11 protein-coding genes are annotated in these 20542 nt (G+C 58.5%); 2 read left to right on the top strand and 9 right to left on the bottom strand.

What is annotated here, in order from left to right; all coding sequences use genetic code 11:
- Positions 1–93 precede the first annotated feature (93 nt).
- The 9 genes from FJ948_RS20210 to FJ948_RS20165 form a co-directional block, all read right to left on the bottom strand.
- The gene (locus tag FJ948_RS20210; protein ID WP_140707474.1) at positions 94–7620 is read right to left on the bottom strand and encodes a hypothetical protein; all 7527 of its coding nucleotides are present in this window, start codon (positions 7618–7620) and stop codon (positions 94–96) included.
- Between the two features lie 323 nt (positions 7621–7943).
- Positions 7944–9248, bottom strand: coding sequence for a tetratricopeptide repeat protein (locus tag FJ948_RS20205; RefSeq protein ID WP_181173741.1), 1305 nt, complete (start codon positions 9246–9248; stop codon positions 7944–7946).
- 199 nt (positions 9249–9447) lie between these two features.
- Positions 9448–10818, bottom strand: a complete 1371-nt coding sequence (locus FJ948_RS20200) for a HAMP domain-containing sensor histidine kinase (RefSeq protein WP_140707470.1) — start codon at positions 10816–10818, stop codon at positions 9448–9450.
- A complete protein-coding gene (locus tag FJ948_RS20195) occupies positions 10808–11479 on the bottom strand; it encodes a response regulator transcription factor (protein WP_140707468.1) in 672 nt (223 codons plus the stop codon). Before FJ948_RS20195 ends, FJ948_RS20200 begins: the two co-directional genes overlap by 11 nt.
- Before the next feature lie 778 nt (positions 11480–12257).
- On the bottom strand, positions 12258–13259 hold the full coding sequence (locus FJ948_RS20190; RefSeq protein ID WP_140707466.1) for an AAA family ATPase: 1002 nt from the start codon (positions 13257–13259) through the stop codon (positions 12258–12260).
- 1140 nt (positions 13260–14399) lie between these two features.
- Positions 14400–14768, bottom strand: coding sequence for a DUF6527 family protein (locus FJ948_RS20180; RefSeq protein ID WP_140707464.1), 369 nt, complete (start codon positions 14766–14768; stop codon positions 14400–14402).
- A complete protein-coding gene (locus tag FJ948_RS20175) occupies positions 14765–16159 on the bottom strand; it encodes a ThiF family adenylyltransferase (RefSeq protein ID WP_140707462.1) in 1395 nt (464 codons plus the stop codon). Before FJ948_RS20175 ends, FJ948_RS20180 begins: the two co-directional genes overlap by 4 nt.
- A complete protein-coding gene (locus FJ948_RS20170) occupies positions 16156–16551 on the bottom strand; it encodes an E2/UBC family protein (protein ID WP_140707460.1) in 396 nt (131 codons plus the stop codon). The genes FJ948_RS20175 and FJ948_RS20170 overlap by 4 nt, the downstream gene beginning before the upstream one ends.
- Position 16552: 1 nt before the next feature.
- On the bottom strand, positions 16553–16918 hold the full coding sequence (locus FJ948_RS20165) for a multiubiquitin domain-containing protein (RefSeq protein WP_140707458.1): 366 nt from the start codon (positions 16916–16918) through the stop codon (positions 16553–16555).
- Between the two features lie 176 nt (positions 16919–17094).
- Between FJ948_RS20165 and FJ948_RS20160 the strand changes: the two genes are divergently transcribed.
- Both FJ948_RS20160 and FJ948_RS20155 read left to right on the top strand, forming a co-directional pair.
- Entirely contained in the window at positions 17095–18225 is a 1131-nt protein-coding gene (locus FJ948_RS20160; RefSeq protein ID WP_140707456.1) for an ATP-binding protein, read from the top strand.
- Positions 18218–20467 carry a S8 family peptidase gene (locus FJ948_RS20155; RefSeq protein ID WP_140707454.1) on the top strand — a complete coding sequence of 750 codons (2250 nt, stop codon included), beginning with the start codon at positions 18218–18220 and terminating at the stop codon, positions 20465–20467. The genes FJ948_RS20160 and FJ948_RS20155 overlap by 8 nt, the downstream gene beginning before the upstream one ends.
- Positions 20468–20542: the final 75 nt, after the last annotated feature.

The following is a 20542-nucleotide window of genomic DNA, read 5'->3' as shown; positions in this document are numbered from 1 at the left end:
CGCCCACGCGCGCAACCCTGCAGGGGAGGAACAGCTCTGTTCCCGTGCCAAACCGACCCTCATAGTCGCTCCAATCCCCTATCCGTCTGAGATCTAGGCGAAGCGAAACTCGCTCGAGGTCAGATTTGTCTTGGTCACTCCTGTCAAAGTGATCGTGTCGCTGGCATCGAGCCTGATCACTGTGTTGGAACCCGATTGAGTCATTGCGGCCTGCAATGCCGTCCAGTTGGCAAAGTCGAGATGAGAGAGCTGGATGATGTCACTGGAGGCGAAACCGCTCAGCGTGTCCGCGCCCGTAACAGTGCCATATTGAACAGTTTCGGATGTGCCGGACAGCGTCAGGATGTCACTGGAGCCCACGTTGAACACGTTCGAATTGCCGGTGACTTTGTCCGTCGATCCGTTCGCCACGCCCACGGTGTCGGAACTCGCGGTAATCGTATCGCTGTTGGCGAGATTGAGGGCGAGCCCTGTCGTCGAGACGGTGTCGGTCGAACTGGCTCCGAAATTGATGACCGAGCCGGAGCCGCCAGTGATGGTGTTGCTGTTGCCGGTAACCGTTGCGGAGGCTGCGGCGGCAACATTGATAGTGTCGGAAGACGCTGTCAGGCTGTCGCCTCCGACCAGCTTCACAGTCAGACCGGTGGTGGACACCGTATCCGTCGAATTGGCGCCAAGATTGATCACCGTGCCGCTGCCACCCGTGATCGTATCGCTGTTGCCGGTAATGGTAACAGTGGCACTTGCTGCAACGCTGACGGTGTCACTTGACGCCGCCAGACTGTCGCCCGCCGCCAACTTCACGGTCAAGCCCGTCGTTGCGACCGTAGCGGTCGAACTGGCACCGAGATTAATGACCGCGGCGCTGCCGCCGGTAATCGTGTCGCCATTCCCGGTCACCGTTACCGACGCCGCGGCAGCAGCTGAAACTGCATCGTTTGAAGCCGTCAGCTTGGCGCCATTCGCGAGGGTGATGGTGTTGCCAGACCCGGTCACCGTCACTGTGGCGGATGCGGCGACACCGATCGCTTCTGAGTTCGCCGTGATCACATCGCCGTTCGTCAGATTGAGCGTAAGACCCGTGGTCGACAAAGTGTCGGTTGAACTCGCTCCGAAGTTGATGACCGAGCCGCTGCTGACATTGATCGTGTCGCTGCTGCCGGTGAGCGTCACGGTGGTACCCGCCGCAATGGCAATCGTATTGCTTGAAGCCGTCAACGTGTCGCTGTTGGCGAGCGATATCTGGTTGCCCGAACCGGTCAGCACGTCCGCGGCGCCGGCCGCGAGCGTGATGGAAGCATTCGAGGCGATGGTGGTCGAATAAGTATCGCTGTTTGGATAGTCCCCAAAGCCCGACGGTCCAGCACCAATAGCGATGACGTCGTTCGTGGAGCCCACATTAAGCGTCAGTTTCGACGGCCCGGCTTGGGCGATCTGGTCATAATTGCCGGTCACCGTAGCGATGCTGTTGTAATCAAGCAGAACATCGGCATTTGAGGCCGTCACCGTTACCGTGTATCCCATGACTTCCACCGAATCGTTGAAGCCGTTTATGGTGACGCTGCCGCCCTCTCCCTGTATCTGGACGAGATCGTCGCTGCCATTGATCGTCATCGCCACCGCGTTACCAGACGTCGCGTTCATGTCGACAATGAAGTCATGCGAATAGGAATAAGTGCCGGCGGTTCCGACCTGGATCGAGCTTGAACCGGGACTGATCCAGTTGGGTGAGGTCGCACTGGTACCCGCACCGGCAAAGAGCAGGCTGACATTGGGATCCGTGGCGGTGCGACTAGTGTTGAAATCGTAGTCCGCCGCATACTGAGCCACCTGCACGGCGGCTTGTGCCCAATCGTCAGAAATGCCTTGAACGCCTTGGGAGTTTTCTTGCGCGATATAATACCCCGTACTGGCCATTTCTTCTGCCGTTGGCAGTCGACCGAAAGCGTTTTCATAGAATGGAATAGGGCTGTTCATATAGCCGGCTATGCCCTGATAGGTTTGCCATAAAGCGAAGTTCGCGTGATATTCTGGTGAGTCGAGGTAGATTTTATAGGCCAGTTGTTCTTCGTTGAAGACGCCGTTGGTGATGTATTCCGATAGGTATTGGGTTTCAGAATCGTCCATCGCGTGACCCATCATCACGCGGTACAATTCGTTCGCCTGGGCGATATATTGGTTTTCAAGTCCCACCGAGATGGTGATGGTTTTCTGAGCATCGCCCAGGCCATCATTTATCGTCCAGGTGTCCATGCCGTTGGCGTCAATGCTGTGGGTTGACCAACCGGAGGCCGAACCGTTGCTGGCGGCCACACTGCCCGCCGTCACACTGCGCGACCATTGATAGCTGCCATAGGCATTGGCAAAGCCCGCCGTGGTATCGGTTATGCCGGTCGAGGCGACCAGGGTCGTGATCAGGCCATTGGCGCTGCGGGTGTAAGTATTGCTGCCGGTGACCGCTCCGCCCGGCCCCGTGGTATTGCTGTAGTAGTTGTCAACCGTGGTGGAGGAGCCATCCGGGTTGACAGTTGTGGTGTCAACCTGTTCGACGACGCCATTCCCATCATTGTCGACCTGCTTGACGGTCACCAGCCCATTGGCGCTGACCGTCGTGAGGATCTTCTGGCGAAGATTGCTGAAGCTGTTGCCGAAAGCGCTTTGTGTCGTGGTGGTCTGGCTGCCATCGACATTGAGCACTGTGGCGGCGGAACCTATAATGTCGGTGGCCAGCATGGAGCCCGGCAGGCTGGATCCGGATTTGATATCCGAGGCTGCCGTGGTCAGTGTCGATTTCGATTCAAGCCCGGTCGTGTCGAAGGCAAAGCCAGTATTCAAGCCCGCGGCCGACACCTCCTGCGCACTCTGGCTGACCGTCAGGCCACGCGCGTCCTGGTCGGTGATTGCGAGCAGTTGTCCGGCATCGGCCGTGGTCGACCAATTGAAGGTCTGTTCGTAAGCAGGAGCCCCAAACGCACCAGTACCGCTCCTGGTCTCGGTCGTCGTGCCGTCGGCATTTCGAACATAGACATCCGTTGTGAGATTGTAGGGTGTGGCAAAGCTGGGCGTATAGGTGGCCGGAGGAGAATCCCCTTCCCCCAGATCGGCAGCATCGGCGGTGATGGTCTGCCCGGACCCATCATAGGCGCTCTTGGTCGTCGTCGTGGTAGTGCGCCCGTCCCAGCTCACATTGGTGGTGGTTTGCGCCAGGATCACGCTAAGCGCGCTTTGGTCGTAATAGGTCTCGGTCTCGGTGGTGGAGCCGTCGAGATTGATGGTCTTCTGGTCTGTATAGAGGGCGCTGGCCGCGCCCTGCTGCTGCAGCGACGTGGTGGTGGAAAGACCATTACCGGAGACCGTGATGGTCTCGGTGTCAGCTGCCGTGCCACCCACCGTATCGGCATCGGTGGTGGTTTCAGTACCGGTGGCCGCAATCACCGTGCTGCTGGTCTCCGAGGCGGTGGTGCTTGCGGCCATGGCTGAGTTCAAGCGGCCGCTGAGCGTCAGGGACGTGGTGGATGTGAGACCATTGCCGCTCACATTCGTGGTGCGGGATGTAGCGAGCGTCGTGCCCGAAACCACCACATCATTGTCGCTGAAGACTGTGGTCGCGCTGCCATCGGTGTTGAGGGTCTTGGTGGTGCTTTGGGTATCGGTGACCGTCCCTGACCCGTTCTTGTAGGTCATGGTGCTGGCCAGACCATTGGCGGTGGTCGCCGTCACGATCGTGCTGAGGAGCACGGCAGTGGTTCCCCAACTGGTCAAGGTTTCGGTGAGCGAGCCATCGGCATTGGTCTGGTCGACATCGGACTGGTCCAGATGGGTGATCGTTCCCGTTTCATCGAGATAGCGGTTGGTGGTCACCGTAAGGCGGTCGGCGCTGGTGGTGGTGACGGACTGGGTCTCGGTCGATCCGTTCTGGGCCTTGGCGGTAACGGTTTCCGTCTCGCTGCCATCGGCATTGACGGCTGTCACATCGGTGACGACCTTGTTGAACACCGCGGCACCCCCGCTGACCGCGCCATTCTGGTCATAGGACGTGGTGGTTGAAAGACCATTGCCGGAGACGGTCGTGGCTTTCTCCGAGACCAGGCCACCGGCGTTAGTCAGTGAAGCCGTGTCCGTGGCGCTGCCATCGGCATCGATGGTCTTGGTGTCGGTCTTCCAGAAGTCCCAGGTGCCATCCCCGTTCACATCGGTATAGAGCGTGGTGGTCAGATCGTTGCCGCTTACCGCTTGCTTGGCCTGCCGCAGCAGGGCGCCACCCTGTGAGGCATAAATCTGCACGATCTCGTCGACCTCGCCGGTGGCCAAAGGGGTCACAGTGTCGGTGGAATAGAACGGCACCGAGCCCTTGGACTGCAAGGTCGTCGTGGTTTGCCGGCCGACGCCGGACACCAGGACATTGGCGGTGGTGGTGCTAACATCGCGCACCGTGCCGGAACTCATTCCGGTGTAGTCCGTGACAGTCTCGGTGGTGCTGCCATTGGCATTGTACTGCAGATTGTAGGTCGTGGTTTGGTCGATGGTCCCATCGCCATTGAAGTCATGGCTAATGGTCTTGCTCAGACCGTTCGCGGAGATCAGAGTCTGGGTTTGGTCGAGCAGTGTCGATCCTGAACCATTGTAGTTGCCAACGGTGGTGGTCAGGCTGCCATTCGTCGAATAGGTTTCTGACCTCTTGGTATCGAGATCGTTGCTGCCATCGCCATTAACGTCCTTGGTGGCGTTGTTCGACGTTCCGGTGCCATTCACAGATGTATCGGCACGATCGAGCAGCGTGCCATTGGGTGCCCAGGCCGCTTGGTCGGTCCCGATCGAACCGTCCGTATTGTAGGTCGTGGTCTCAGTTGTCGTGCTGTCCCAGGCATTGCCATGGCCGGTCGCGTCAATATTGGTGGTGGTTGTGAGCCCATTGGCGGAGGTCACCGTCTCAACCCGGTTGACCAGGCTGCCATTGATGGCAAACCGACTGGTGAGATCCGTCACCGTCCCGCTGGAAGCCGTGGTGATGGACTCGGTCTCATCGACATAGGCCGTATTGGTTCCGCTCACCGTATGCACGCCATAGTCGGTGATCGTTTGCGTGCGCCGGTCGGCCGAGGTCACCGTCACCGCCTGATGCAGCAGGCTGCCATTGGCGCTGGTCTCGGTCACCGTTTCTGTCACCGAGCCGTCGGCATTGTTGACCTTCTGGTCCTTGACCGTGGTATCGGTCATCCCGTCGCCATTGACATCAGTGGCCGTGGTCACTGTCAGGCCATCGGCGCTGGTGGTGATGATGGTCTGATCCAGTAGGGTGCCATTGCTGGCATAGTTTCCAATGGTCTCCGTGGCGCTGCCATCGGCGTTCTTGACCGTGACATCGGTTACCTTGGTATCGATGGCGCCATCGCCATTCACATCCGTTGTCGTGGTCCTGGACAAGCCATCCGACGAGGTGGTGACCACACTTTGGTTGAGCAGCGAGCCATTGGCGGCCAGGTTGGAGGTCGTGTCGGTCTTGACGCCGGTCGTACCGTTGATGCTCACCGTCTCGGTGCTCGTGGCGTGGCCAATGCCCATGCCGTCGATGGAGACTGTCTTGCTGATCTGGTCGGCGCCCAAATGGGTGGTGATCTGGCTGACCAGGCTGCCATTGAGCGAAGTGACAGTCACCACCTCGTCGCGGCTGCTATCGGCATTGAGCGTCATCGTGTCGGTGGTGGTACGGTCCGCGCCATGCGTGCCATTGAGGTCCTGCACCGTGGTGGTGGACAGTCCATCGGCGCTCTTGGTGACGGTCTGACCATCGATATAGCTGCCGTTGCCACCATAGTTTTGAAGTGTGGAGGTCGAAGTTCCATCGGCATTGATTGTGATTGCGGTGTCGACAACGCGATCCACTGTACCGCTTCCCATATAGTCGGTCGAAACCGTCTGGGACTTGCCGTTCACACTTGTGGCCGTCCACACCGTCCCCAGGTCCGATCCATTATTCGAAGTGGTGGTCACGGTCTCGTTGCGCGAGCCGTCGCCGTTGACCACAAGGCTGTCTGTAACAGTCCGGTCGGTGGTGCCATTGCCGTCTATGTCGGTAGCCACGGTCTTGGTCAGGCCGTTGGCCGAATAGCTGGTCGTGCTCTTGTTGATTTCGCTGCCATCGGCATTGAGATTGGTGATCGTATCGGTGCGCGAGCCGTCGCCAGCCGTGGCCTGCAGTTCCAACTGGCCGAACCAGCCGCCACCTGTTGCATCCCGCGAGATCGTAATGGTCTTGCCATCGGCCGACGTCACCGTCTGCACCGCCGAGAGCTTGGTACCGCCGCCATTGTAGTTGGTCCACAGTTCCGTTGTGTTGCCAGAGACACCCACCGTCGTGGCGATCACCTGCTTCCGGTCTATGACCCCATCGCCGTTGTCGTCATAGGTTGTGGTTCTGGTCACGCTGCTGCCATTCACCACCGTCGTCTGCACGTCCACGAAGGCGACGGAACCGTCGGCATTGGTCCCGGTATTGGTGATCGCCGTGGTAGTGACGCCACCCACCGTCGATGTATTGGTGCTGGTACTGACCGCATGGCCACTTGCATCATATGCAAGACTGCTGGCGGCCACCGTTCCCGTCGTGCCGTCGCTCTTCGTAAACGTCGTCTCGCTCGTGATGGCCGAGCCATCCGCATATTGGATATCGGTCGTGTCCCCGGTCAGGTTGATCGACGTGATCCCGGCTTGCGCCAGCGTCTCCACCGTCGTGCTCCCATCGGCATTGGTGACCATCAGCTTGAACTGCGACCACTTGGTGTCAGAGGCATTGAACACCCCGTCGCCATTGCTGTCGAAGACATCCCGCAGCGCCTGCATGTCGTCCTTGGCGGTCGGATCCCACTGCGTGAAAATGTACTGGTTCTTGTCGACGATCTTGTTCAGGTTGTTCGGATCGTAGAACAGCACCGCCGTCCCCGCCCCAGCCCAGGCTGTTCTGTGCGAAAGCCCAGACCCCGTCGTATCCATGAATGTATCTGAGCGGTTCAGCTCCGTGAGCTTGATCCCCTTGCCAGACAGGTCAAGCAAGATCGGGGCGTCCTCTTCACCACCATTGTCGCTGCCTGGCCCATCGTTCGGGTCCCCGGTGTCGTTACCTGTGGTACTGTCGGTGCCGCTACTGCCGTCGTCAGTACTTCCGTCGCCGGCGTCGGCCATCGTACTGTCGGCGGGCGCCGAGTAGGAGAGCGCACCGTCGAGCGCGTCTCTCGTTTCGGCGTCGACCGCCGCGGCATTGGCTGCGGCAGCGGCAGCGGCCGCATTATCATCTTCGCTAAAATTACCATCGTAGCGAGTGGAACCAGTGTCAGCCGGGGTGGCCGCGCCGACGCCGTAGCCTGGGCTATAGCCATAGTTAGCGCCATCGACAGCAGCAGTGCTGTTGGCAGCGCCTCCTAAATTATTGGCGTCATAGTTCGACGAAAATGGGTCTTCTGTGTCGGGGAGATTCGGATCGTTGGGATTGTCTATGGGGGTGCCGAATGTCCAATCAGGATACTTTGCAACCGGGTCAGGCTCTCGATATACATGGGGAGTATCAACGAGATCGAGATCAGGAGTATATTGAACATAACCATAAGCTTTCAACCCGATATTCAAGGGTCCTAGCCCTTCATCTAACCCCACCCCAGGCGAGACCTTGACACTACCATCCGAACCAACTTGTACTTCAAATCCAGCACCCTCGATTGCACCCAAGCTTATACTTGGAGTGGGTGGAGTACCCGGAGGGCTGGACGCCTCTATCCCGGGACCAGTTCCTCCGATTTCGCCTTCGGTCCCATCTTCGTTAACCTCCTGCTGGGCGGAGGGCCCGAGACCATCTATGTTAGCATCCGCTGCCACCCCGACGCCAAATGAAAACTTTCCCATAACTTCCTCCGTCGCGGTGAACTTGTGGTAACGAAAACAACTTCTTGTAATCAGTCGGAAAGGCGCTTAAGTGCAGACTTCGCTTTTTCGTTGCCGGAGTCTGCGGCCATTTTGTAGAAAGTCATAGCTTTTGAGCGATCTTGCTTTACTCCTATGCCATATTCAAATATTACACCAAGCTCTGTTTGGGCGTCGCTGTTGCCATTAGTGGAACTCTGCTCAAACGAATTTATTGCTTTGTCAAAATTCTTTTCTATTCCTATCCCTTTTAAGTACACAATACCTAAATCATACTGCGCCAACGAGTTGTTCTGCTCTGACGATTTCTCAAGCCAATAGCGAGCGAGGGCGTAGTCTTGCCCCACACCTTTGCCGGTTAAGTAGGCCACCCCGAGATAAAACTCACCGCTTGCATCCCCGCTGTGAGCTGCAATCGAGAAGAGTTCGGTAGCGCGCCGATAATCTTGCGACACCCCCCGGCCACTTGCATAGAGGCCACCAAGATTCACATTGGCCGGAGGCAGTCCTTGCGCCGCTGCCTTCGCGTACCAAATGGCGGCCTGTGCGGCATCGGGTGCGATGCCTTTCCCGTTCTCATAAAGTCCGCCTAGATTGTTTTCCCCGATAGGACTGCCTATCGCTGCAGCAGCCCGATACCAGTGCATGGCAGCGGTGAAGTCCTGTGGGACACCCCGACCGGTTTCATACAAATAGCCAATTGCTGCCAGCGCCGTGGGATCGTTCTGGGCTACCCCCTTCTGATACCACAACATCGCCTGCGCATAGTCTCGCCCAACGCCTTCGCCACTATCGTAGGCCGCACCGAGCTGATATTGGGCAGCGGCAAGCCCTTGGTCCGCTGCCTGACGGAGGAGCTCGGCGGCCTTAACTGGGTCCTTTGGTATTCCTTGGCCGATCTGATACATTGTGGCCAGGCTCAATTCCGATTGGGCAAATCCCTTGGCGGCTGCCTTGGTATACCAGGCAAAAGCGAGAGCGCTGTTCTGAGCCACGCCAACGCCTCTGTCGTAGAGGTATCCTAGATTGTGCTCTGCTTGCGCGTCGCCCTTGTCGGCGGCCTGCTCGAAATACTTCCTTGCGCGCTGGGCGTCCTGCTTCACGCCGCAACCCATTACGTACATAAATCCGAGATTGTTGAGCGCTGCCGCCTTGCCTAAGGCGGCGTCATTTTCCCATTCCTGTTGCTTTGCGGCAGAATCTCCCAGCGCTCCACATGTCAATTGGGGGGTGATAATGAACTCTCCTGCGTTAGAGGGTGACGAAGGAATAAAAATCAGTATCCCTACGCAAGCCGCAGCCAGGGTTATTATCGTCCGCTTTGCCGGATCAATCATTGTGAGCTGTCTCAAGGTAATGCTGCAATCCATGAGTCAAGGAGGCCAGAATTGTCGGTGTGCGTCCTAGCACTGTCACTCTACAAAAAGAACCTGACGGCAACCTGACGAACTTCGGCCGATACGCATCTTTCCATGAACTTTATTGTGTAGGTTCAGCGTCAACCGATGCTCGGCGAACTCGCCTGCCGTGAAATTTCTATGCAGTTTTGAACCTCAGGCGGAACAGGGCGCCGCCTTCCAGACGATTTTCCACCTCCACGGCGCCGCCATGCTGGCGCATGATCTCGTCGACAATAGCCAGGCCGAGGCCCGAGCCACCTTTGTCGGCTTCGGTTGTAAAGAACGGCTCCAACAGGCGTTGCCGATAGGCCTCGGCTATGCCGTCTCCTTTGTCGGCGACAGCGATGACGGCGGGCAATTCGACCGCTATTTCGACACAGGTGCCGAGCGCGGTGTGGCGGAGACCGTTGCGAATGACGTTGGCAAGCGCCTCGCCGATCGCCGACGCGTCCCCCGTCGTCAGGCAAGGTGCTTCGGACGCCTCGTAGGAGAGGCTCTTGCCTTCCGCGATGGCGAGGGGAGCCATGGCTGCGACGACATCCTTGGCAACTGTCCTGAGATCTACTTTTTCCTGAGGCAGCGGCACTGCGGCAAGCCGCGACAGGTTGAGCAATTGTCTGACGAGGTTCTGCATGCGCATGATGTCGCCGCGCAGACCGGGATCCGGGTGGGGCACCGCGCTTTGCTCGATCCGGGCAGACAGTAGCGCCAATGGCGTCAGAAGCTGATGCGCCGTATCCGCGGTGAACCGGCGCTGGCTGGTAATGGCCTGCTGCAGCCGGCCCGCCGCCGCATTCGCAGCCTCGGCGAGGCCGCGCAACTCCACCGGCAGGTAGGCCTCCGCGATACGCGCCTCTGGATCGCCTGGTCCGATCCTGTCGGTTGCCTGCGATAGCCTTCGCACCGGCGCGAAGCCGGAACGGACGATGGCCAGGCTCGCCCCGAACACAATAAGGCAGATCGGGATGGCCGCGAGCAGTGTCCCGGTCAGCAACCGCCACTCCACGTCACGCAGCAGCGCGTCTATCGGCGAGGAATGCTGCCCGACGATCAGAACCAGGTTCTCACCCTTCGCACTCAGCGGCCGCACCAGGAAGTAGAAGGCGTTGTTGAGCCCATCCCTGCCTTCCGTGTCGGTTTCGCCAAAGGGCAGCTGGCGGATAAACTGCAGCCCGAGCCTGTTCTGCATAGCCGCCGAGGAAGTCATGATGATATTGCCGGCTCCATCACGCAGTGCGTATAAGAAAGTCGGTGCATCGCCCTGATAAGGAGCCATGCGATCCGCGGGCAAGTGTACGGCAGGGCTTGTTCCATCACCAAGGCGGAAGGCTTGACTAATTTCACCCGCCTGGCGCTGCAGACGAAGCGACCTCGCCGTCTCGTCGATGTTGGACAACTGATAGCCGATCAGCAAGGCGCAAGCCGCCGCGAAGAGTACGAACAGCAGCGAGAGCTGCAGGCTCAGGCGAAACCCGATCGAGCCAAACAGGCGCTCGCTAAGGCGCAAGGCAATACCCGATGCCGCGGACAGTGTGTATCTGCCGGTCCGCCCCCAGGTTGCCGAGTGCGGTACGCAGCCGGTAGACGCTCGCCTCTATCGCATTAGGCGAGGCACTGTCGCCGAAGCCGAAAAGCTTGGCGTCCAGAATTTCCCGGGTGACGACCTGGCCGGAGCGGCAGACCAGTTGCTCGAGAAGCATGCTTTCCCTTCGCGCAATCATCAGCGGTTTGCCGCCGACCGACGCCGAATGCGTCGCCTTGTCGAGGACGATGTTTCCGGCCTCAACCGTCGAGGCGACTACCTCGCGCGGGCGACGCAGCAGCGCAGCCACACGCGCAACAAGTTCGGCGCCTTCGAAAGGTTTGCAAAGATAGTCGTCCGCCCCCCGGTTGAGCGCCCCGATGCGGTCGGCGAGGCTCGATCGCGCCGTCAAGAACAGCACTGGAATGGCCAGTTTGGTTTGTCGGGCAAAGTCCAGTAACAGCAAGCCGTCACCATCCGGCAATTGCCTGTCGAGAACCAATAGATCAAAGGCGGCCGCGCCGAGAGCATGCATACCGTCGGTTATGCTATCGACGATGTCGACCGCATAGCCCGCCCGCTCCAGCGTGACATGGATATGCCGCGCCAGAACGCGCTCATCCTCAACGACCAAAAGCCGCGCCACGTAACACCCTCCGCCAGGCAGGCGAGCTGAAAGGAACCTGCAGGTAAGCCAACGGTGTTATGAGCTTCGGCTGATACTTGGAACAAGGGCAGTGGACAAATATCCGTGAATTACCTCGTGGGGTGCTGCGGTAATATACCACAAGCCGAAGCCTTCATTCTGCTAAGGGATACCCTATTGGCGCAACTGCCTGTAGCTTGATGGCTGTGCTGGCCATCATTCGCCGTGTGCCTGGCTTATAGTGCACAGCAACGATCTTAAGCGTGGTTATCCATGATGCCTGCTTTGAAGCGGTGAATGGCCCCGCGGGGATTGCGCGCCAAAATGCGGTTCGCCGCATGCTCAGACTGGATGTCAGAAAAGGCTCGTGCGACGCCTACTTGGCAAATTCCAGACTGCCATTTATGCGACTTTCGAAGCACAAAAGGCGAACATGGTCCGTTTCGACGTCAATAGCACCGGCTCCGTTCCGCGGCTCCGGCGAGCATTATCAATGGCTGGGATGGGGCCGAAAGCTGACGGCCCGGTATTGGCCGAAAAACTTGCTAAGTTGCCGTTCGGCATCCGACCTCATTTCCCCCACTCGGTTTAACCACGTCGGCGCCCGACACTTGCCGTTCGTTCGATTCCAATACTGGACCTGGTTAGAGGCGCTTCGAGGCCAATCTCGGCCAAGAATTGCGTCGGCTGTCGCGATATATTTCGACTTTTGCAGCGAGCTAAAAGCAATACCCATACTCCAATTCAATTAGAAGCATACGGTCAATCCAAGCAATTTCTACGGCCAAGAGGAAACAGAGTTGAGGGTGTCAACAATCTCTGCAAAATGATCAGCCGAATCCCGAGCCTTCGCAAGATGAGCGCCACGAACGCCATCGCTAGAATTACAGTAAAAGATGGGCTTCTTGGCATCCATGGAGTAGGGAACGAGGCTGTGAAGATTTGGGATCAAACCTAACTTATAATCATCATCATGCCAAACTTGGACTTGATTCAGAGGGCTAAGTTTGTTGATGATGTTTGCTCGGATCGCGGGTTCGAGTTCGTTCCCGTAAATTTGCCAACCTTCCGTCATTCCAGCTGCATTTGTACGGACGTTATGCTGTTGAACGACGTAGCCAAGGTAGCTCGGTTTCCCCTTCGGGATAGAGAGAGTGGGATCCTGCCATGCGACATTAGTTTGATCCCACTCTTTCCGCCATCCGACGAGCTTGTTACCGAGGTTTTCGGTTCCTTGGATGGAAAAAAGATCGGGAGCCAACGGCGTGATGAAGTAATCCGCCGAGGCTAGAACTGCTCGGTTCAGCGCGCCAAGATTGGGGCCGAGGTCCAACAACACCAAGTCTGCGCCGACTTTCTCGCTAGCCCATTGAATGTACCGATGGATTGCAGATTGAGCTCGCACCGCTGGCTCGTTGCCACCTCGTGCAGCACTCCAAGTGTCGCCCAATGTGTCTTCAAAATCGCTGAGTCGAAGATCCCCCGGCACGAGATACAGCTTACCCTGAGCGTTTGGAACCGGACTCGGCTGTCTCTGGCGAACATCGCCAATGCCTCGTGCGACACGCTCAATGGCTCGGTAGATACTGTTTCCCTCCGTGCTCCATGATTGTCGAATGGAAGTGTCGCTCAGGCAATATGCACTGAGGTTGCATTGACTGTCGCAATCGACCATCAGCACGGTGAGCCCGCGCGCGGCGAGGAGATGCGCAACGTGATACATGTAGGTCGTCTTTCCGACGCCGCCTTTGTTATTGAAGATCGCAATGCTCTTGGTCATTTCAAATTCCTGTTGTTCAGGCGATGACCATAAGTGGCCGATGGTCGGTTAGCTACAGATATGAAATTTATCTTCCTCGAATTACGGGAAAGATATGGGCATGTCCTCAAGCCTCCGCATAGAGCCAGTCAAGACTGTCGACATTAGGAATGCCGGCTAGGCGTTGATTCTCACCGTTCTCCTCGATGTGCTTAAACGGCTGATCCGTCGCATGCTCGACTCAAGAGCTGTCCGACCGCTTTCCACCACCTTATGGACGGGACGAACAAGGATTGTCGCGCCAAAGCGGCCATCCGCGCTGCGTCGGATGGCCGCTCAACGTCAGATTTCGGTTCGCTCAGCCAAGAGAAGCGCGTCCTCCACTTCGACACCAAGATACCGGATGGCCTGCTGCCGGTTTTTCGGACACCCAGTTAAGCTAGCATAGCTTGTTCCTCGAACTCGACCGGCTGAGATAGCCCAGCGTCGAGTGCCTTCGACGAAGCGAGTGCGTGCCGTACTCATCTGAACGCAGACCGATCGCGGCCACCCACTCGTCAACGAGGCGCGCGTATTGCCTTGTGCTCATGTAGTGCGTGTGATCAACCCGACTCGGGAAGGCGTAGTCTTCAACCGTGCCGCCTCGCCTTTCGATCCAAGATAGGAGGCTCGCGCTCACATCGCCGGTAATCTCAAACTGAACGGCGCCCTGCCTTTTGCTAAACCACGATTGCGCGAGTCCTGATCTCCGGTCCCGCGCGAATCCTGATCTTGACTAGATCGCAGCCGCGACGTTTGCTGTCGATTGCCAGATCGAACAGGCAAGATCTCGAATTCGTCCCTCGTCATCGAGAAAGAAGCGAACGGCCCAGATTTGCTTCTGAGTGAGCGGACGCTTCGTTCCCACCTGTTTGCCAGCGTTCCAAGCTGCTCGCTCGCGGCTAGCATCATCGAATTGAGAGTGACCCATTTGAGTTCTCCTCGGCCTTGATTGGCCGAAGGAAAAACGGCGCGAGACACTTCCACTCGTGCGACGGTTTGCGGAATGGCCGCTACTGGGATTTAACCGAAAAGAGGACGCACTACCGGTGGAGTAGGCCGAAATTGTCGCAAAGCGGTGGTCCGATGGGGCGCCACTTGCCGCCCGGGCAAACCCGCCACTCAGCACCAGTCAATGTTACCTTTTCTAACAAAGAAATGGCTTTGGCAGCCGTTCTGACGCCAGATTGATGGCTTGAGTGTAGCCAACCCATCGAAGCCATCAAGGGCAGACCATTGAGGGCGAATCTGCGGCAGCATGTTAAGCTCGATGGTTTCGCGGCAACCGCACGGGCAGGTCATGGCCGCTCCCCAAAAATCGTCACCTTCGCCGGCAAGATAGACACGCCCCGGCATCAGCATGTCTGGAAAGTCTTCGACGCGCTCGAACTGCCAGACAAGGCGACGTCGAAACAGTCGGTTGAACAGCGCTACAGGCGCTGTAATGAGCCATAGCCTGACCGCGAGGATGAACGCCCAAATTTGTCTCATGGCCACACCCGGCTGAGTGCCGGCATGTTCAGAAGCGGCGTCGTGTCCCCCCTGCCGACATATTTGCTAAACATGCCCGATGCCTCACCTTCGCCGCTCCGCATGACCTCCGAGCCAACGAAGTTGACACGAACGACGGAGGACGACGCGTTTTCGTCGAGGCGATAAGGATGGAGCCGCGCCAAGAACTCGTTAACGGCCATGCTAGCGATCTGCAAGTTGATGCTGATGACAGCGGGCCGGTCTTCCGGAACGCCGCGTAGGTAACCTCGCGCCACTTGATCGCGATAGGCAGCGGGGTCGGTACGCTTCATGCCTTCGGCCATCAACTGCTGCTGAGTATAAACTCTCCGGTCCATCAGCGTGTCACGATCCGGCCGAAGGTAGTGGATGGCGCCCACTGCCTCGTTGATGCCCCCGGCACCATCGGCTTCGAGCTTCACGCCGAGATCGAAGTACGGCATCGTATAGAAGGACGCAATCCGGTTCAGCAGCGCGCGACCCTCAACCCCGTCCATGCAGCCGAAAACGATGTCGCACTGCGCCACCGCCTCGACGCAGCGCGCCGTCGCAAGATCCTTGCGCAGAATTTCCAATTCGGTCCCGAAGCCCATAGCAGCGATCGCGCGCGCCATTACCTCGACCTTCGACCGACCAAGATAGCTGTCCTCGCGTGAGCTGTTGAGAATCCTGTTCAGATTTTTTTCTTCGACGATATCCGGATCGACGAGAACCAGTCGGCCAATACCCAGGCGCGCGAGCTGCTCGATCACGGGGCTCCCGGTTCCCGAGCAGCCGATGACGGCAGCCGACATGGCCCGCAGACGGTTCACCGTCCCGTCCCCGAACATCTGCGCGTGTCGCTTCGCGAACCCGGGCGCCACCCTACCGCCGCCGTCGGTCCAGATCTGGATGTCATCGCCGACTACAGTGATGGAATCCAGAACGCGCATCTTTCCGTCGGGAAGGATTGCTCGGCCGAAGAGTTCGCCGTCGGGGAGCATGACGGCGCTCGCGTGTGGAAACACGCTATCGGTCCAGCCGAAGACCGAGTTGAAAAGGTCGGCGTCAGATTCGTCGTCGATCGGGGAAAAAGCCCGGTACCCGCCCGGGTGGCTATGAATCTTGAGGATGCCAAGGTCGTACTTGGCAGCGCGCTCAAGAAGGGGGACGAGCCTTTTCGTCGACCAGGTCACGCGGTCGGCACGTCGGACGCTGCACTCATTATATGGTATCGGGACCAGATCGAGGATGCTAAGGGCGTGGACAGCGTCGCCACGACGGCGCCCACACACGGCGACGGCGACCGCCTCGAGGCCGTCACCGGGCAGCAGATGGGCCTTTGCCGCATCATGCTGCTTCTTGGTGAGCCGGAGTTTGATCGCCCTCATCTGTTGATCTCCCGCTGCAGCCAAGTATCGACCTGCAGAAGGTGAGTGCAGACATTGTCGATGCCAGGCCGCCACGGATTGGCCGCGGTGCGATGCCGGGACCACTGCTGATACTGCTTACCATCGAGGGGGCTCATCGACAGGTTGGCAATCACCCTGCCAGTCCTGAGCGCGATCGGCGGGTCGAAATAGACCATGTCGATCTGCTCGTCAGGATATTTCGGCGGGATCTTAAGCGCTGCGGTGGCCACGCTGACGTTGTAGCCGTCCGGGATGCGGTGGCCGGGAAGGATCAGCCAGTTGGCGTCCCCTTCCCGGATGGCTTCCCAGGAGAGCCCGGCCTGCGCCAAGCACTCCTCGTCCTCTTCAGAAAGCTGAAAAGCCTTGCGCATTTCAGCCCTCCGACGGATCAAGCGCGAGGGTCTGGAAGCGTTCGACGCGGTCCTTGTGGAAGACGACGATCTGGGTCGGACCGACGGGCTGGAAGCCGGCGCCGCGGACCTTCATCGACAGAAGGTACTTGTCGGGGATCTTGTCGACGAGCGCCAGGATCTGGCTGCCATTCATCTCGTGCACCTCGACCACTTTCTTCTCCTTGTCGATGCGCAAGCGGTACTTCTTAGCCTTCTTCGGGTCCTTGCCGGCCTTGGCCTGCTCTTCGAGGTCGATGAGCTCTTCGAGCACCTCAACCTCGTGATCGAGCACAGCCACTTCCTGCTTCAAGTCCGCGATCTCGCGGTCATGTTCGTTCTCAGTCATTTTGACATCCTTGCTTCGCTTGTTCCTGCGCCGCCGCACTAGGTACACCGGCTTCAGAGAGGTCGCCTTTCGACCATGAGCAACATGATAGCAGAAAGTTTACTCTTTTGCAAGTTAGGTTTACACAGGACAAATTATTGTTGACGAAACCGAGGAAATGGGTGACATTCGTTTGTATGGAAATTGACACAAAAAACCTCGTTTCGCTGCTTCAGGCCGCGATGTCGGCCGATTACACACAGGTGCGAAGGATGGCTAACGTCCTCTCCAAGCGGCTGCTCGACGCCAAGGATGTGGACGGCGCCAAAGCCATTCAGGCGGTGGTGCGCAAAAAGGGCGTGCCTCTTCAGTCGTCCGGATACGTTGAAACGCTGCCCCTCGATGCGGGCAGCAGACTGCCGCTGCTTGAGGAAGGAAGTGCTCCGACGACGCCGCTGATTATCGACGAAAGCGCCGGGCATGTTGTGGCCCAATTCATCGAGGACTCCAGGCATCACGACCAGCTGGAGCAAGCCGGGGTCGATGCGCCGATCCGGCTTCTGATTTTCGGAGATCCGGGTACCGGAAAGTCCCTGCTCGCCTCGCACATTGCCGCGCAGTTGGGCCGGCCGCTTTACATTGCGCGCCTTGATGCGCTGATCTCGTCGCGCCTTGGCGAAACCGCAAAGAACGTTCGCGGCATTTTCGATTTCATCCCAGTCCGGAATGCCGTTTTATTTCTAGATGAAATGGACGCGATCGCAAAGCTGCGCGATGACAGGCAGGAGCTAGGCGAACTCAAGCGCGTGGTAAACGCAGTACTCCAGGGACTTGATACGCTGACCAATGACGTGATCGTCATCGGTGCGACCAATCATCCGCACCTACTCGATCCAGCAATATTCAGGAGGTTCCCCTACAAACTTGAACTCAGGCCACCCTCGAAGGACACGCGTGCAGAGATGTGGACGACCTTCCTGCGACTGCATGCCGACGACACAGCGGACGCAAAAACCCTTGCACAACTCTCTGAAGGGCTAACGGGAGCGGACATCGAGAATATTTCGTTGAGCGCGCGTCGTCGGGCGGTCCTGGATAAGACGGATCTGAATCTGCCGAACATTCTGCTTGCGATACTGTCGTCCCACAGAGGCAGCCCTTCCCTCCTCGACTCGCGGAAGCTCACGTCTGACGACAAGCGAGAGCTGGCTGTAACGCTGCATGATCGCGCCAGGCTCCCGGTGACCGATATCGCACGGCTGATCGGCGTAAGTCGACAGATGGCGCACCGTTACCTTAAAGGCGAGGACGGAGAGATAGATGGCTGACGAACAGCCCCGCCGCCCGATCCTCAATCCGGTCCTGCGTTTTACGAAGGACCCGAGGCCAGAAGGCATCACCGGACGAGGTAAGGGTCGGACGGGGATCAAGTCCGAGCGACTAGACCATCAGCGAAGCGCCCTCAGTGATGCGTTCGCAGGCCTCAATAGGAAGCGAGAGCAGCTCGCGACGGCTGCCGGCCGCACGATGATCTATGCGTCCATGTTTAGCGACTCTCGCGCGACAACGTGGACGCCAACGGATATCTTCAACGCGGATCGTGGGGCCTCGATCATCGCGCCCTACCGCTCGGGGTACATTGTCGAAATCGAAATTAGCCGCTTGGGTTTTTATTCGAGCCTCATGATCGCTGCTGATTTCGATCGCGACATGGTCGATATTTCGCGCGTCGAAGACGTGCGTGCTTACGATTCGAACGACGTCGCGCACGGAATCGGGATCGACCGGCTTTGGGAACTCGCGCCGGAGATAGGAGCAGGTCGGGCCTTTACACTCTGGTTCATGCCTTACCGTGACAACGCAAGCGCCGAAGTGGTACTTCAGGAAATTGGCCGCCTTCGCGATGAGGAGGTGGTGGGAAGTCTGCCGCCCGCGCCGTTGCTTCAACTGCCGGCATTGCCCGTTGCGCCCGGTGAAGAGACTGGGCAACGCCTGCGGCTAGTCTCAAACCTCACTGATCGAATCTCTTCTGCGCTGCGGGACTATCGGGCGCGTCACCGGGCAAAGACTGGGGTCATCATCCAAGACAGGAAGCGGCTAGCGTTAATACTTGGCTCTGCCGCCGTTTTCCGCCTCGATCCGATGCCGGTCATTGCATCGACTTCCCCCGGCGAAGGGACGGAGCCGCAACGGCCCCTGCCGTCGTCACTTGCCTCGATGCCGATTGTGGGCGTCGTCGACGGCGGGCTGACGGCGTCCTCTTATCGGCCGGCGGAAGCATGGCGGGCGCAGCCCCTCGTCCCGACCGGCTTTGCTGATGCCGGACATGGAAACAAGGTCACCTCCCTGATTGTTCAGGGCCACGACTGGAACAACCGCTTACAACTCCCGTCGCTGTATTGCCGCGTGGGCATCGTGCAGGCAGTGCCGCGCGACGGCTCGGGATACTTCCTCGATCCGGATTCGCTCACACCCTATCTTGATGTGGTGATGGCGGCTCATCCAGAAACGAAAGTCTGGAATCTGTCTCTAAATCAGCGGATGGATTGCGACCTCAATCAGGTCAGTGCTCTCGGCCACGATCTCGCCATTCTTGCGCGCAAGCACCGCGTTCTACTGGTGATTTCGATTGGCAACCAGCCAAGTGGGCGAATGCAGCCGCCGGCTGACTGCGAAGCGGCTCTGACCGTCGGTGGCCGGCTTCACACGTCAGATGGCGCGCCGGGAGGTAAGTGCCCGGTCTCCCTGACTGGTCCTGGCCCGGCAAGCATGCTCAAGCCTGAAACCGTGCACTTCTCTCACGTGCGGACCATAGGTGGGGTCGTATCGGCGGGATCGAGCTTCTCGGCGGCCCTTACCTCTCCTCTTGCCGCGCACACGATGGCCGCTTTGCGCGAGCCTTCGCCAGATCTGGTAAAGGCGCTGATCCTCCATAACGGCGACAATGCGGTTTACGACATCGCGCTCGGATATGGGTCTCCTGGCACGTCCATGCCGTGGAACAGCCCTCCCGGCGCGGTGACGCTGCAATGGACAGCGTCCTTGAAAGCGGGCGCAGCCTACTACTGGGAGTTGCCGATCCCCGCCGCTTTGCGCGCAAGTGGCAAGCTTCGTGGTTACGGCACGCTCACCGCTATCCTCGACCCCCATCCTCTCGTAAGCGAAATCGCGGGTCCGAACTATTTATCGGCGCGACTGGAGACGGCGGTTCAGTTTGAGCGCGACGGGAAAACTCACAATCTACTTGGATCGCTCGACACGAAGAAAATCACGGAGCAGGAAGCGCGCGAACTTGACCACAAGTGGAGTCCGCTTCGCCACCATCACAGGAAATTCAAGGGCATCGCCTTCGACGGTGACAATCTCCGCATTTATGCGCGCATCTTCACGCGCGACCTCTACCTGTATGGCTACAATCATCCGGACGAGGCCCCGGAAATGCCGATCAACTTCGTGCTGACGATTGGAACAGGCTGGGAGAGCGATGCGGTCTTCAACCAGATGCATACATCGCTTGGGGCTTTCGTCGAGAACTCAACCATAGACACTATGGTCGAGGTCGAAACCTGAACTCTGGTCCGCGACGAAAGGTAGCCTCCGGCCCACCGCCCACTTTGGCGAAAAAGGTGCCAACCTGACTTGCTT

The sequence above is a fragment of the Mesorhizobium sp. B2-3-12 genome, from assembly GCF_006442205.1.
Lineage (GTDB): Bacteria > Pseudomonadota > Alphaproteobacteria > Rhizobiales > Rhizobiaceae > Mesorhizobium.
This window is presented reverse-complemented; position numbering and strand designations above follow the sequence as displayed.

What these genes read in the sequence shown, in the direction of transcription:
- FJ948_RS20190 (WP_140707466.1), bottom strand. Translation starts at nt 13,259, where the DNA reads ATGACCAAGAGCATTGCGATCTTCAATAACAAAGGCGGCGTCGGAAAG.
- FJ948_RS20155 (WP_140707454.1), top strand. Translation starts at nt 18,218, where the DNA reads ATGGCTGACGAACAGCCCCGCCGCCCGATCCTCAATCCGGTCCTGCGT.
- FJ948_RS20205 (WP_181173741.1), bottom strand. Translation starts at nt 9,248, where the DNA reads ATGATTGATCCGGCAAAGCGGACGATAATAACCCTGGCTGCGGCTTGC.
- FJ948_RS20170 (WP_140707460.1), bottom strand. Translation starts at nt 16,551, where the DNA reads ATGCGCAAGGCTTTTCAGCTTTCTGAAGAGGACGAGGAGTGCTTGGCG.
- FJ948_RS20180 (WP_140707464.1), bottom strand. Translation starts at nt 14,768, where the DNA reads ATGAGACAAATTTGGGCGTTCATCCTCGCGGTCAGGCTATGGCTCATT.
- FJ948_RS20175 (WP_140707462.1), bottom strand. Translation starts at nt 16,159, where the DNA reads ATGAGGGCGATCAAACTCCGGCTCACCAAGAAGCAGCATGATGCGGCA.
- FJ948_RS20160 (WP_140707456.1), top strand. Translation starts at nt 17,095, where the DNA reads ATGGAAATTGACACAAAAAACCTCGTTTCGCTGCTTCAGGCCGCGATG.
- FJ948_RS20165 (WP_140707458.1), bottom strand. Translation starts at nt 16,918, where the DNA reads ATGACTGAGAACGAACATGACCGCGAGATCGCGGACTTGAAGCAGGAA.